Below are 13,907 nucleotides of genomic sequence, written 5' to 3' on the forward strand. Positions count from 1 at the left end.
GCACAGTCTGTCAGGTCGGCGCGCGCACCCGGGAGGGCGGCGGCGGCCGGGGCGTCAGTGGCGGTGGCGTGCGGTGGGCGCGACCACCGGGATCGAGCCGGTCTCGCGGCCCAGCTCGCCGACCACGTCGAGCGTCGCTGCGGGGCGCTCGATCTCGTCGTAGAGGTGCTCGCGCACCCCGCGGCGCTCCTCGACGCCGAGGACGAGCCTCACGACGCGACGGCCGCGACCCTCGGCGGCGAACGCCGCCACGAACACGACGAGCGCGATGAGCCCCGCGACCACCAGGGTCCCCACCATCTGACTGAACATCTCGCTCCCTACCGCCGAGGTGCTCGACCTCGGAATGGTGCCCCATCCCTGCAGATCGGACAAGTCGCCCGAAAGGACCGCAGGGATCCGGCTGGATAACGCGCGAGCGCGGCAGAAGTTTCCAGCCGCAGCGAGATCGCCCGGCTAGCAGGGACGTCAGACCGTGGCGTCGTCCCGGAGGCGCTGGCTGATCACGGTGGTGACGCCGTCCCCGCGCATCGTCACGCCGTAGAGGGCGTCGGCGATCTCCATGGTGCGCTTCTGGTGGGTGATGACGATGAGCTGCGAGTCCTCCTGGAGCTCGCGGAAGATCTCCAGCAGGCGTCCCAGGTTGACGTCGTCGAGCGCCGCCTCGACCTCGTCCATGACGTAGAACGGGCTCGGGCGCGCCTTGAAGATCGACACGAGCAGCGCGACCGCGGTGAGCGAGCGCTCGCCGCCCGACAGCAACGACAGCCGCTTGACCTTCTTGCCCGCGGGACGCGCCTCTACCTCGATGCCGGTGGTGAGCATGTGCGCGGGGTCGGTGAGCACCAGGCGGCCCTCGCCTCCCGGGAACAGGCGCGGGAACACGCGGTCGAACTGCGCCGCGGTGTCCGCGAACGCCTCGGCGAAGATCACTTCGACGCGCTCGTCGATCTCCTTGACGATGGTGAGGAGGTCCTCGCGCGAGCGCTTGATGTCCGCGAGCTGGTCCGTGAGGAACTTGTGCCGCTCCTCGAGCGCCGCGAACTCCTCGAGCGCGAGGGGGTTGACGCGTCCCAGCTGGTTCATGGCGCGCTCGGCCTTGCGCAGGCGGGTCTCCTGCTGCTCCCGCACGTACGGGACCGTCTCGGGCCCGGCCTCCGGGTCGGCGTCGGGGTCCACCACGGGCACGCCCAGGTGGGGCCCGAACTCCTCGACCAGGCGGTCGGGGTCCATGCCGAGCTCGTCGACCGCGCGCTGACGCATCTGCTCGAGCCGGACGTTCTGCTCGGCGCGCGCGACCTCGTCCCGATGCGCGTCGTCGGTGAGGCGCGCGTGCTCGGTGGACAGCTCGTCGACGCTGCGGCGCACCTGGGCGAGGGTCCCCGTGCGCTCGGCGCGCTGGGCCTCGACGGCGGCGCGCGCATCGTCCGCCTGCTGGACGGCGACGTCGATGAGCGCGAGCGCATCGCGGCTGCCGGCGATGACCTCGCGCGCGGCCTGCGCCTGAAGCTCCCGGCGGGCGGCCGCAGCCTCGGCGCGGGCCCGCGCCTCGCGCTCGGCGACGGCGGCACGCTCGAGGCTCTCGGCGCGCGACGCGAGGGCGCGGGCGCGCTCCTCCGAGGTGCGCAGCGCGAGACGCGCCTCGGTCTCCTTGGCACGCGCGTCGCGCGCCATCGCCTCGTCCTCGTCGCGGCGTTCCTGGGCCGCGCGCGTGTCCGCCTCGAACTGCTCGGGTTCCGCCTGCGCGGCGGCGAGCCGCTCCGTGAGGCTCGCGAGGTCGTCCGCGTCGGCCGCGACGCGGCCGTGCGCGAGCTCGAGCTGCTCGGTGAAGCGCTCGACCTCCGCCTTCGCCGAGCGCGCCTGGGCGCCGAGGCGGCCCAGCTGCTCCGCGGCCGCGGCGGCCTTCGCATCGGCCTCGTTGAGCCGCGCGAGGGTGCGCTCATGCACGCCGCGCGTCTCCGTCTCGGTCGCCTCCGCGGCGGCGAGGCGCTCCTGCGCGAGGGCGAGCTCCCCCGCGGCCGCGTCGCGCCTCTCGCGCGCATCGTCGAAGGCGGCCTGGACATGGATGATGCTCGGCGCGTCGCCGGCGCCGCCCGAGGCGGTCCGTCCTCCCAGGACGTCGCCGCGACGCGTCACGGCGACCACGTGCGCGTGCGCCGCGACCAGCGCGCGGGCCGCGGCGAGGTCCTCGACCACCGCGACACCGGCGACCAGCGAGCGGACGGTCTCGATCAGCCCCGACGGCCCGTCGAGCAGGTCGGTGGCCCATGCGGCGCCCGCAGGCAGGTCTGCGGCGGGGTTGGTCGCGACGGCCGTCGGGTCGGCGACCAGGAAGCGGGCGCGACCGGCGTCCTCGTCGCGCAGCCAGCGGATCGCGTCGACCGCGTCCTCGACGGTGGCGACGGCGAGGGCATCCGCGAGCGGGCCGAGCGCGGCCGCGATCGCGTCCTCGGCATCGCCGGACACGTCGACGAGCGAGGCCACGGTGCCCATGACCGTGCGCGTGCCGCTCGCGAGCAGCGCACCGGCGCCGTCCTTGCGCACCAGCGACAGCTCGAGGGCCTCGCCGCGCGCGGCCCACGTGTCGCGCTCGCGCATCGCGTGGTGGACGGCGTCCTTGAGCTCCGTGACCGCCGCCTTGGCGCGCTCCCACTCCCCGGTGGCCGCCTCGTGCTGCACGTCGAGGTCGTCCTCGCCGGGCTCGAGGGTCGCGACGGAGGTCTCCACCACCTGGAACTCGGCCGTCGCATCGTGCGCACGCTTCTCGGCCGCGGCGAGCTGCTCCTGCAGACGGCCGATCTCGGCCTCGGCTGACTCGACGCGCGACCGCTTCGCGGCGACCTGGCCGGCGAGCCTGGCGACGCCCTCGCGGCGGTCCGCGACCGAACGCAGCAGGTTCGCGTGGTGGCGGTCCGACTGGAAGGCCGTGTCCTCGGCGTCCTTGCGGGCCTCGATGGCGGCCTCGAGCGCGTCCGCGGCGGCCGCGACCTCCGCCTCGAGCTCGGCGCGCGCGGACCTGGCGCGCTCCACCTGCTCGTCGAGGTCCACCAGATCGGTGGGCGGCGCCTCGCTCTGCGTGCTCCCGAGCATGCGCACGCGCTCCTCGGCGAGCGTGGAGAGGTTGCGCAGGCGCTCACGGATGGCACCGAGGCGGTAGAAGATGTCGTTCGCCCGTGTCAGCGCGGGCGCGGCCTCCGCGGCCTGACGCTCGAGCTCCGCGAGCTGGTCCCGAGCCTCCGCGAGCGCCTTGTCGACGGTCGCGCGGCGCTCGAGCAACGCGGTCTCGTCGGCCTTGTCCTGCGACATCGACTCGGTGAGGCTCGCGATGTCGTCCGCCAGGAGGCGCGAGCGCGCGTCGCGCACATCCACCTGGATCCGCTGCGCCTGCCGCGCGACCTCGGCCTGCTTGCCGAGCGGGCCCAGCTGCCGGCGGATCTCCCCGGTGAGGTCCTGCACGCGCGTGAGGTTGGCCTGCATCGAGTCGAGCTTGCGCAGCGCCTTGTCCTTGCGGCGGCGATGCTTGAGGATGCCCGCGGCCTCCTCGATGAAGTGGCGGCGGTCCTCGGGGGTGGCCCGCAGCACGGCGTCGAGCTGACCCTGACCCACGATCACGTGCATCTCGCGGCCGAGGCCGGAGTCCGACAGCAGGTCCTGGATGTCGAGGAGGCGGCACGCCGAGCCGTTGATCGCGTACTCCGAGCCGCCGCTGCGGAACAGCGTGCGGCTGATCGTCACCTCGGTGTAGTCGATGGGCAGCGCACCGTCGGAGTTGTCGATGGTGAGGGAGACCTCGGCGCGACCCAGCGGCGCCCTGCCCGACGTGCCCGCGAAGATCACGTCCGCCATCTGGCCGCCGCGCAGCGTCTTCGCGCCCTGCTCGCCCATCACCCACGCGAGCGCGTCCACCACGTTGGACTTGCCCGAGCCGTTCGGCCCCACGACGCACGTGACGCCGGGCTCGAACTCGAGGGTGGTCGCCGACGCGAAGGACTTGAAGCCTCGCAGCGTCAGCGTCTTGAGATGCATGGGTGCGAGTGTAGGGGAACCCGTTTCCTGCTCAGCGGAGGCGCGAGCCGGTCGTCAGAGACCCGGGAACCAGATCCCGATCTCGCGCTCGGCGGACTCGGGCGAGTCCGAGCCGTGCACGATGTTGTGGATCACCGGCAGGTCCCACGTGCGTGCGAGGTCGCCGCGGATGGTGCCGGGCGCCGCGGTGGTGGGGTCGGTCGCGCCCGCGAGCGAGCGGAAGCCCTCGATCACGCGCTCGCCCTCGGCCACGACCGCGAGCACGGGGCCCGACAGCATGAACTCCACCAGCGGGTCATAGAAGGGCTTGCCGACGTGCTCCGCGTAGTGCTCGGCGAGCAGCTCCGGGGTCGCCTGGCGCAGCTCGACGGCGACGAGCGTGTAGCCCTTGGCCTCGACCCTGCGGAGGACCTCCCCGGACAGCGCGCGCTTCACTCCGTCGGGCTTGACCAGGATGAGGGTGCGTTCCGTCATGGCTGGGAGCCTAGCGGCGCGCGCCGCGCTACGACACAATCCGCCCAGGTTGCGCCCGTTGCCCGGCGGTTCTCGACACGATCGCACCAGGTTTGAGAGCGCGCGACGAGGCGGCGCGCTGCCCGCCACCGCGCTCGCCGACCCACGCGAACCTGGGTGGATCGTGTCGAATTCAGGCTCGCTCACGCGGGAATCTGGGCCCTACGTGTCGAGCGTGCGTGAAAGGATGGTCCGCGTGATCACGCTGGACGACTTCGACACGTATCCCGACTTCCCCGTCGAGGGGATCCTCTTCTACGACATCGCGCCCATCCTCGCGAGCCCGGAGCGCTTCCGCGAGGCGTGCATCCAGCTCATGCCGCCGACGGGGTCGCCCGTCGACATCGTGGCCGGCGTCGACGCGCGCGGCTTCATCTTCGCCCCCGTGGTCGCGCAGACCCTCGACGTCGGCATGGCGATGGTGCGCAAGAAGGGCAAGATGCCCGGCACCGATCTGCTCGAGTCGTCGGCGGAGATCGAGTACGGCGCGCGGGACCTGGCGGTGAGCGCGGGCTCGGTCGAGGGCCGCCACGTGCTGGTGATCGACGACGTGCTCGCCACCGGCGGCACCGCGCGCGCGGTCGCGGAGATGCTCGAGCGGGGCGGCGCCGCCTCGGTGCGGTTCAGCTTCCTCATCGAGATCGGCGCGCTGCCCGGCCGCGCCGCGCTCGAGGGCTACGACGTGACGTCCGTGGTGGTGGTCTAGCGGCGGTACCCGCCGGACCAGCGCACCGCGAGCAGCACCAGCGGCACGAGGGCGAGCGCCGCGAACGACGCCTCGAACGCGACGAAGCCCTGGCTGATGCTCATCGGCACCGTCTCGAGCGAGCGCAGGTAGCCCGCGTGCACGGCCACCCCGGTGACGAGCACGCCGCCCGCGACCACGATGATCGCTACGAGGAACCACGGCGGCAGCTGGCGCGTGTCGGGGTGCTCGCGCAGGAACCTCGCCCATCGCGTGAGCGCGTAGAACACCGACACGTTGAGCAGCAGCAGCCCCACGAACAGCAGCGCGTAGACCCCGGCGGCGGGGCGGCCGAGCCCCGCGAACGCGTACAGCTGGGCGTGCTCGAGCTGCCAGAAGATCAGCGTGAGCCCCAGGACCCCGAGCACGAGCGCACCGCCCATGCGCCACAGGAAGCGGCTCACGCGGGCTCGCCGGCTCCCGCCGCCTCCGCCTCGAGCGCCGCATCGTGCGCGGCGCGCTCGCGGTCGATGCGCCCGCCCAGCCGCACGCCGGCGAGCCAGGTGAGCAGGAAGCACGCGCCGATGACGGCGATGTCGGGCTCGATGAACCCGCCCAGAAGCATGGGCACCTGCAGCGCCCACCCGAGCGCGAGGCCCCACCGCTTCGCCTGCTGACCCGCCGCATAGGCGAGCAGCACGACCATGCCGAGGCCTCCGCCCCACAGCACGCCGCCCGGCAGGGACACCTCGCCCGCGCGGTCGAGGCCCCACAGCACCAGCGTCGCGAACAGCGCCGCGAGGGACTGCAGCGCGAGCACCGCCTGGCAGAAGGTGAGCCGCGCCGAGCGCTTCTTCCTCACGCTCATCGGGCCTGCCCCGTCCCCTTGCGACGGTCCGCGCCCGTGAGCACGCGCGCCTCGGCGACCAGCGTGATGGAGCCGACCACGAGCACGCCCGCGCCCAGGTCGCTGTCGCGCTCGGAGCGCTGGACCGCGGCGTCGATCGCGTCGGGGAGCGCCTCGGCCACCGTGACGCGGTCCTCGCCGAAGATCTCGTTCGCGAGCGGCCCGAGCTCCTCCACGGGGATCGCGCGCGGGGAGGACGATGCGGTGATGACCACGTGCGCGAGCGCGGGCTCGAGCGCGGCGAGGATGCCCTCGGCGTCCTTGTCCTTGAGGATGCCGACCACGCCGACGAGCGTCTCGAAGGCGAACGACTCGTCGAGCGCCGTCACCAGCGCCTCGATGCCATGCGGGTTGTGGGCCGCGTCGACGAGGATGAGGGGCGCGGTGCGCACTGCCTCGAGCCGGCCCGGCGAGCTCACGCCGGCGAAGGCCGCCTCGACGGTCTCGCCGGCGAGGGACGCGGGCGCTCCCCCGTCGGCGAGCAGCAGCTCGGTGGCCGCGAGCGCGAGCAGCGCGTTGTGGGCCTGGTAGGGCCCGTACAGCGGCACGAAGACGTCGGTGTAGGTCGCCGCGGGGGTGCGCAGGGTCACCAGCTGGCCGCCCACGCCGGGCTGGCGCTCGACGACCTCGAGGTCGTCATCCTCCCGGTAGGCGCGCGCACTGCGCTCCTCGATCGCGGCGGCGAGCACCGGCTCCACGGACTCCGACTGCGACGCGAGCACCACGGCGGCGCCGTCCTTGATGATGCCCGCCTTCTCCGCCGCGATGTCCGCGAGCGAGTCGCCCAGCCACTCCTGGTGGTCGAGCCCCACGGGCGTGACGACCGCGACCTCGCCGTCCGCGACGTTGGTCGCGTCCCACACGCCGCCCATGCCGACCTCGATCACCGCGACGTCGACAGGCGCGTCGGCGAACGCCGCGTACGCGAGCACCACGAGCACCTCGAAGAAGCTCATGCGGGGGCCGCCGGCCTCGGCGGAGCGCGCGTCGACCAGGTGCAGGATGGGCGCGACGTCGAGCCACAGGCGCACGAAGTCCTCGCGCGCGATGGGCTCGCCGTCGATCTGGATACGCTCGCGCACCGTCGTGAGGTGCGGCGACGTGAACAGGCCGGTGCGCAGCCCGTGCTCGCGGACCAACGCCTCGGTCATGCGCGCGGTCGACGTCTTGCCGTTGGTGCCGGTGAGGTGGATCACCTTGTATGCGTGCTGCGGGCTGCCCAGGAGGTCGCACGCCTCGCGGACGCGGTCGAGGGTGGGCTCGAAGTCGTGCTCGGGGTTGCGGGAGACGATGTGCGCGTAGATCTCGCGCTCGGCCTCCTCGAGGCTCAGGCCACCGAGGTCAAGGTCGGTCATGCGGACAAGTCTGTCACGCCGCGCGCACGGCAATGTTGTCAACCTGTTGACACAGGGATGTCAACGTGTTGACATGACGGGGTGAACGAGCCCACGTCCTTCCTCCTCCACCGCGTCATCGTCGCGATGGACACCTACGCCGACCAGCTGCTGCGGCGCGACCACGGCGTCACGTTCGCCACCTTCTCGTTCCTCGCCGTCGCCGCGGCGATGCCGGGCGCGGACGTCACGTCGCTCGCCCAGGGCGCCGGCATGTCGAAGGCCGCCGCGAGCAAGCGCATCCCGCCGCTCGTGCGCGACGGCTACCTCACCGCGGAGCCGGACCCCCACCACGGGCGCCGGCTGCGCATCGTCCCCACGCCCCGCGCCTACGCCCTCGTCCAGGCCGCGGGCGCGCGACTCGAGGCGGAGTTCTCCGACCTCTTCACGCTCGACGCGCGGCTCGACGAGCCCGCGCTGCGCCGCCAGCTCGAGACCCTCGCCGGGGTGCTCGGGCTCCCCGCCACCCCAGGAGACCAGCCATGAGCACCATCGCCGTCGTCATCGGGCACCCGCTGCCCGGCACCCTCACGTCCCGCCTCGCACGCGCCTACGCCGAGGCCGCCTCGGCTCATGCCGAGGTCGCCGTGCTCGACCTCGCCGACCACGACTTCGCTCCCAACCCGGCCGTGCCCGCGGACCTGCGCGCGCCCGGGGGCGACCTCGCGCACCTCGACTCCTCGGTGACCGCGATGGTCGCGACGCTGCGCGACGCGGACCACCTCGCGTTCTTCTACCCGCAGTGGTGGGGCACCTACCCCGCGGTGTTCAAGGCCTTCGTGGACCGCGCCTTCCTCAGCGGCGTGGCCTTCACCAAGGACGAGCGCACCCCCACCAGGCTGTGGAGCGGAAAGACCGCGCGGCTCACCACCACGATGGACTCACCGACGTGGTGGAACGCGCTCGTCTACCGCGACGCCATGATCGCATCGATGAGGTACGCGACGCTCGGCTACGTGGGCGTGCGCACCGTCGGCGTGCGGCGCCTCCCCGAGGCGCGCTACGCGAGCGAGGAACGACGCGACCGCTGGGTCGCGCGGGCCGCCCGCGACGGCGCCGCGGACGGCGCTCGGCTCGCGACGCGGCGCGCCGCGGCCGCCAACCCGGCCTGAGTCAGGCCGGGACCGCCCCCGCGTCCCCGGCGTCCTCGAGCGGCGCCTGCTCGACGGGCACCGCGCCCGCATCGGCGGCGGTCACCACGGTGTGAGCGTCCACGGTCACGGGCATGTGCGTCTCCTGGAGGTGGCGGCGCGCCTCGGCGACGAGCGTGATCGAGCCCGCGATGAGGACCCCCGCCTCGCCGTCGGCCTCGGAGGCGATCGCGGTCGCCATCTGCACGGCGTCGGGGACGGACGATGCGACGCGCACCCGGTCGGCGCCGAACACCTGGCGCGCGTGCTCGGCGAGCGCCTCGGCATCGGCGGCGCGGTGCGAGCGGGTCTGGGTGATGATGACCTCATCGATAAGACCCGCGAGGCCCGTGAGGATGCCGTCGGCGTCCTTGTCCGCGAGCACGGCCACGACGCCGATGAGGCGGTCGAACGTGAAGGTCTCACGCAGCGTGTCCGCGAGCGCCGCGATGCCGTGGGGGTTGTGCGCGGCATCGACGATGACGGTGGGCTCAGCGGAGACCACCTCCATGCGGCCGGGCGAGGTGGCACCGGCGAAGCCGCGGGCGACGGCGGGCAGGCTCAGCGCGCGCGGGACGCCGTCACCCATGAACGCCTCGGTCGCCGCGAGGGCGATGAGAGCGTTCTGGGCCTGGAACTCCCCGTGCAGCGGCACGAACACGTCGACGTAGTTGCGCGCCGCCGTGCGCAGGGTGACCACCTGGCCGCCCGGCACCACCCGACGCGACGCGACGGACATGTGCGCGCCCTCCCAGAACACCGAGGCCTGGCGGTGGGCCGCGGCGGCGACGATGATCTGCGCCGCCTCGTCCTTCTGGAGCGCGCTCACCACGGTCGCACCGGGCTTGATGATGCCCGACTTCTCGTGCGCGACGCCCGGCAGGCCTCCGACGAAGTACTTGTCGTGGTCGCGCGCCATCGGCGTGAGGACCGCGACGCGGCCGTCGGCGACGTTGGTGGCGTCGCGCAGGCCGCCGATCCCGACCTCGAGCACGAGCGCGTCGACCCCGGCGTCCGCGTACGCGACGAAGCCGAGGACGGTGAGGACCTCGAAGAAGCTCATGCGGGGCCCGCCACGCTGCAACGAGGCCTGATCGACGGCGTGGATCGCGGGCGAGACCTGCTGCCACAGGCGGACGAGCGCGTCCTGGGCCAGCGGCGCGCCGTCGATCATGATGCGCTCGCGCAGGGTGGTGAGATGCGGCGACGTGAAGAGACCCGTGCGCAGCCCGTGGGCGCGCAGCAGCGACTCGATCATGCGGCTCGTCGAGGTCTTCCCGTTGGTGCCGGTGACATGGATGATGTCGAGCGAGCGATGCGGATCGCCGAGCAGCGACAGCGCCTGCGTGACACGCAGGAGCTTGGCCTCATGGTCGGCCTCAGGGGTACGGGCGAAGATGTGCGCGTCGATCTCGCGCTCGGCCTCAGCGAGGCTCAGTTCCGGGAAGACATCCGTTGTCACGAGAAGCAATTGTGCGGCACGTTTCGAGGTGCTCAGGACACTCGCGACACGCCCGGATGGCCGTTCGCCAAAATCGGTGATCTACCAGGTATTATAATTGCTTTACCGAGCCGTTTCGAGAGCGTCGGCGACACGCCGACGCGCGACACGCCGACGTGTGCAGGATTGTCCGATTCATCCCGTAGCCTCTGGCCATGCGCACCGGGCAGGCGAGGAACGCATGGATGACGGCGACGGCGCTGATCGTCCTCCTCGCGGCGTGCGCCGCCCCGCCGGACGTGAGCCGTCACTCGCCCCGCGCCGCAGGCCCCGACGTGGACGCCTCCGTCATCGCTGACGCCGCCGCGTTGGAGCCGGCGATCACGGCCCCTCCGAGCGCACCCGACGTCGACCCCGTCCCTGGCACGCGCGTGATCGCGGCCCACGTGCCCGACCGCGCGGACCCAGGCGTGGTGCGGACCGTCGGGGCGCGCACGGTCGTCGGCGACGGCACCCGAGGCTCGTGCACCGCGAGCGCCCTCGCGCGCGCCGTCTCCCGCGGCGGCACGGTGACCTTCGCGTGCGGCGGCGAGGCGCGCATCGTCCTCCCCCACCCCCTCGAGCTGTGCGCGACGGTGGGATGCGAACCCGACGGTGCACCCGTGCGCACGCTCCGCCTCGACGGAGGCGACCGCACCACGCTCGTCGGCGCGGGAGCGGCGCGCCTCATCGAGGCCCGCGGCTGCGCGGCGAGCACCGGCGGCTGCGGACCCCGCCCCGAGCCGCATGTGGTGCTGTCGCGCATCGGCCTCGAGGGCGGAGTCGCACCCGACGATCCGGACGATGCGCTGGGGTACGGCGGCGGCGCCGTCGCCATGGTCGGCGGGCGCCTCACGCTCGACCGGGTCACCCTCGCGGGCAACTCGTGCGCCGGCGCGGCGGGCAGCGCCGGGGGTGCGGTCCTCGCACGCGACATGGCGGCCGTCACCGTGCGGGGCACCACCGTCATGGGCAACTCGTGCGGTCACGGAGGCGGGCTCGCGGTGGTCGACGCACCCTTGAGCGTCACGGGCGTCACCGTGGTGGACAACGCCGCAGAGGTCGCCGGGGGCGGGCTGCTCGTCGTCGGCGGAGAGCGGCCCGCCGAGATCGCGATGACGCTCATGGCGGGCAACACCGCACCCGTGGGCCCGGCGATCGACCGCGCCGGGGCCGAGGTCGCCATCAGGGACTCGCGCATCGAACCCGGGGCCGACGGCGACGACGCGATCGCGGTGCGCGCGCTTGCTGACTGACCGGTCAGCCGCGCACCAGGCATGACGCCGTGTCGACACGCTCACATGACCCGTGACAGGGAGGCACGATGCATGTACCGTGAGCGCACGGTTGACGCAGATGCTTGAGGGGGTGTCGTGAGCGAACCGCACTCCGCCGCGCGCGCGCATCCCGTCGCGGGCTGGTACGCCGATCCCGATCACGCCGGATTCCTGCGCTACTGGGACGGCGCCGTCTGGACCGAGCACACCCGGCTCACATCCTCCTCGGAGCCCGCCCGGCGCGAGCCGCGCCACCGCCTGGGCACGGCCGCCGTGCTCGGCATCATCGCGTCGGTCGCGCTGCTGGGCGTCGCGCTGGTCGCCATCGCCATCGCGGCCGAGCGCGAGGAGCTCGAGGACGCCGCCCAGGTGCCGATCGCGGTGATCTCCTCGGTCGCGACCCCCACCTCGGAGTCGTAGGGACCCCACCCGCGCTACGGTGGCCGTTCAGGAGGTCACCATGCCCACACTCGTGATCTGCGGCGCGCCGGCCGCCGGGATGCCCGGCGCATCGTCCCGTCTGGCCGGGCCGGACGATGCGGCGATCCGCGTCACCGACGCCGGCCTCACGCGCGGTGACGGCGTGTTCGAGACGGTCGGCGTCCACGGCGGGCGGATGCACGATCTCGAGCCGCACCTCGAGCGCCTCGCTCAGTCCGCCGCGATGCTCGACCTGCCCGCGCCCGACCTGGGCGTGTTCCGCGACGCGATCGCCCTCGCGGTGCGCTCCCTGCTCGACGGGCTCGACGAGGTGCCCGCGACCGCGCTGTGCAAGGTGGTCTACACGCGCGGCCCCGAGGGCGTCGAGGGCGCGCCTCCGACGGGCTTCGCGTTCGCCGACGTCTACCCCGACGTCACCCGCGAGCGCACCGAGGGCATCGCGGTGCTCACGCTCACGCGCGGCTACCCGCACGGCATCGGCGCGGAGGCGCCGTGGCTGCTCGTCGGCGCGAAGACGCTGTCGTACGCCGTCAACATGGCGGCGCTGCGCCACGTCAAGGCGCGCGGCGCGCAGGAGGCGATCTTCACCACGAGCGACGGGTTCGTGCTCGAGGCGCCGCGCGCGACCGTGCTGATGCGGCACGGCGACCAGGTGGTGACCCCCGCGGTGGACGGCGGCCTGCTGCACGGCACCGCGCAGCGTGCGGCGTTCGAGGCGCTCGAGCGGCACGGGCTCGCCTGCACGTACCGCGATGTCCGCGTCGACGAGCTGGCGACCGCGGACGCGCTGTGGCTCACCGACTCCGTCAACCTGCTGCGCCCCATCCGCGAGCTCGACGGGCGCGCCTACGCGGTCGACGCCGCGCTCACGGGGGCGGTCAACGAGGAGATGCTCGCGGGAGGCTGACCGCGCCCGGCCCCGCCCCGCCCCGCCCCACCCCGGACACTGGCAACGGAGTGGGTCCCGGTGTGCAGGCGTGTCGCGCCAATCCCGCCTCGCTCGCCCGCGTGTCGCGGCGAGATCCGTTGCCAGTGTCAGCGCGCCTGCTGGCGCGCCACGTGACCCTTCGCGTGCGGCAGCGGGTGACCGATCCGGCCGAAGTCCTGCTGCCCCGTCGCGACGGGCCGTCCCGGGGTGTTGGCCCACTCCGACCACGAGCCCGCATACAGCGCCGCATGGAAGCCGGCGATCTCGAGCGCGACGATCTGATGCGCGGCCGTCACCCCGGAGCCGCAGTACACCGCGACGTCGTCGGCGCCGTCGATGCCGAAGTCCGCGAAGCGCTCGCCCAGCCCGCCGCGGCCGTAGAAGCGACCGTCCTCCGCGAGGTTGTCCGTGGTGGGCGCGTTGATCGCGCCGGGGATGTGCCCGGCCACGGGATCCATGGGCTCGATCTCGCCGCGGAAGCGCTCGGGAGCCCGCGCATCGAGGAGGAAGCCGTGCGACGGCCACTCCGCCGCCTCGTCCGCGTCGATGACGGGCATGCGGTCCCAGTCCAGCGCGATGCCGCCACGCGCCGGGTGCGACGGTCCCGACGCGACCGGACGGCCCGCGCCGGTCCACGCCGCGAACCCGCCGTCGAGAATGCGGACGTTCGCCACCCCGGCGTGACGCAGGAGCCACCACGCGCGCGCGGATCCGTACGAGGGCCCGCCGTCGTACGCGACCACCGCGTCGCCGTCGTTCAGACCCCAGCCGCGGGCTGCGTGCTCGAGCGCCTCGCGGGTGGGAAGCGGATGACGGCCGCGCGCCGGGTCGCCGATGTCCGCGAGCTCCGTGTCGAGGTCGACGTACACCGCGCCCGGGATGTGGGAGGCCTCGAAGTCCGCGCTCCCGTCGGGCTGCGCGAGCGACCATCTGACGTCGAGCAGCCGCGGCGGCGCGGACGATGCGAGGGCCTCGGCGAGCTCGAACGTGTCGATCAGGAGGGTCATGATCTCCAACGTACTCCCGTGACACTGACAACGGATCTGAAAGCGACGCGCCGGTGGCCGGCCCGGAAACGGGCCGCTCCACCGGCGCGTCGCGCCGAACTCCGTTGCGACTGTCAGGA

Annotated in this window: 14 protein-coding genes; 6 read left to right on the plus strand and 8 right to left on the minus strand. The window is 73.4% G+C overall.

The annotated features are described in order from the left end of the window. Positions 1-54: 54 nt before the first annotated feature. The 3 genes from AOM09_RS04540 to ndk form a co-directional block, all read right to left on the minus strand. Positions 55-312, minus strand: coding sequence for a hypothetical protein (locus AOM09_RS04540; protein WP_062384976.1), 258 nt, complete (start codon positions 310-312; stop codon positions 55-57). Between the two features lie 156 nt (positions 313-468). Then, positions 469-4,026 (minus strand): chromosome segregation protein SMC, encoded by a 3,558-nt coding sequence (gene smc / locus AOM09_RS04545; protein WP_062384978.1) that lies wholly within the window; start codon positions 4,024-4,026, stop codon positions 469-471. 54 nt (positions 4,027-4,080) lie between these two features. Beyond that, the gene (ndk, locus tag AOM09_RS04550; protein ID WP_062384980.1) at positions 4,081-4,500 is read right to left on the minus strand and encodes a nucleoside-diphosphate kinase; all 420 of its coding nucleotides are present in this window, start codon (positions 4,498-4,500) and stop codon (positions 4,081-4,083) included. Positions 4,501-4,735: 235 nt separating this feature from the next. Here ndk and AOM09_RS04555 point away from each other — a divergent pair, with 235 nt between their 5' ends. Further along, complete coding sequence (locus tag AOM09_RS04555; protein ID WP_062384983.1) at positions 4,736-5,245, plus strand: adenine phosphoribosyltransferase; 510 nt, start codon at positions 4,736-4,738, stop codon at positions 5,243-5,245. Here the strand turns inward: AOM09_RS04555 and AOM09_RS04560 are convergent. From AOM09_RS04560 to AOM09_RS04570, 3 genes are read right to left on the minus strand one after another with little or no spacing between them, the layout of a single operon-like run. Further along, positions 5,242-5,688, minus strand: a complete 447-nt coding sequence (locus tag AOM09_RS04560) for a hypothetical protein (protein ID WP_062384985.1) — start codon at positions 5,686-5,688, stop codon at positions 5,242-5,244. The genes AOM09_RS04555 and AOM09_RS04560 overlap by 4 nt on opposite strands. Further along, the gene (locus AOM09_RS04565) at positions 5,685-6,092 is read right to left on the minus strand and encodes a DUF4233 domain-containing protein (RefSeq protein WP_082098836.1); all 408 of its coding nucleotides are present in this window, start codon (positions 6,090-6,092) and stop codon (positions 5,685-5,687) included. The genes AOM09_RS04560 and AOM09_RS04565 overlap by 4 nt, the downstream gene beginning before the upstream one ends. Then, positions 6,089-7,486 (minus strand): bifunctional folylpolyglutamate synthase/dihydrofolate synthase, encoded by a 1,398-nt coding sequence (locus tag AOM09_RS04570; RefSeq protein ID WP_062384988.1) that lies wholly within the window; start codon positions 7,484-7,486, stop codon positions 6,089-6,091. Before AOM09_RS04570 ends, AOM09_RS04565 begins: the two co-directional genes overlap by 4 nt. A gap of 81 nt (positions 7,487-7,567) precedes the next feature. Here AOM09_RS04570 and AOM09_RS04575 point away from each other — a divergent pair, with 81 nt between their 5' ends. Beyond that, positions 7,568-8,011: a MarR family winged helix-turn-helix transcriptional regulator gene (locus tag AOM09_RS04575; protein WP_062384991.1), complete on the plus strand. Its 444-nt coding sequence runs from the start codon at positions 7,568-7,570 to the stop codon at positions 8,009-8,011. Then, positions 8,008-8,637: an NAD(P)H-dependent oxidoreductase gene (locus AOM09_RS04580; RefSeq protein WP_062384993.1), complete on the plus strand. Its 630-nt coding sequence runs from the start codon at positions 8,008-8,010 to the stop codon at positions 8,635-8,637. The genes AOM09_RS04575 and AOM09_RS04580 overlap by 4 nt, the downstream gene beginning before the upstream one ends. Before the next feature lies 1 nt (position 8,638). Here AOM09_RS04580 and AOM09_RS04585 read toward each other — a convergent pair whose 3' ends face one another. After that, positions 8,639-10,117, minus strand: coding sequence for a bifunctional folylpolyglutamate synthase/dihydrofolate synthase (locus AOM09_RS04585; protein WP_228375059.1), 1,479 nt, complete (start codon positions 10,115-10,117; stop codon positions 8,639-8,641). Between the two features lie 194 nt (positions 10,118-10,311). Here AOM09_RS04585 and AOM09_RS04590 point away from each other — a divergent pair, with 194 nt between their 5' ends. The 3 genes from AOM09_RS04590 to AOM09_RS04600 all read left to right on the plus strand — a co-directional run bounded on the left by AOM09_RS04590 (position 10,312) and on the right by AOM09_RS04600 (position 12,760). After that, entirely contained in the window at positions 10,312-11,391 is a 1,080-nt protein-coding gene (locus AOM09_RS04590) for a hypothetical protein (RefSeq protein WP_156162232.1), read from the plus strand. Positions 11,392-11,508: 117 nt separating this feature from the next. After that, positions 11,509-11,832 carry a DUF2510 domain-containing protein gene (locus tag AOM09_RS04595; protein WP_062384997.1) on the plus strand — a complete coding sequence of 108 codons (324 nt, stop codon included), beginning with the start codon at positions 11,509-11,511 and terminating at the stop codon, positions 11,830-11,832. A gap of 40 nt (positions 11,833-11,872) precedes the next feature. After that, entirely contained in the window at positions 11,873-12,760 is an 888-nt protein-coding gene (locus AOM09_RS04600) for an aminotransferase class IV (protein ID WP_062384999.1), read from the plus strand. A 128-nt stretch (positions 12,761-12,888) separates the two neighbouring features. Here AOM09_RS04600 and AOM09_RS04605 read toward each other — a convergent pair whose 3' ends face one another. Next, the gene (locus AOM09_RS04605; protein ID WP_174452910.1) at positions 12,889-13,788 is read right to left on the minus strand and encodes a sulfurtransferase; all 900 of its coding nucleotides are present in this window, start codon (positions 13,786-13,788) and stop codon (positions 12,889-12,891) included. Positions 13,789-13,907 lie beyond the last annotated feature (119 nt).

Origin of the sequence: Demequina iriomotensis (assembly GCF_000971395.1) — a bacterium.
Classification (GTDB): domain Bacteria; phylum Actinomycetota; class Actinomycetes; order Actinomycetales; family Demequinaceae; genus Demequina; species Demequina iriomotensis.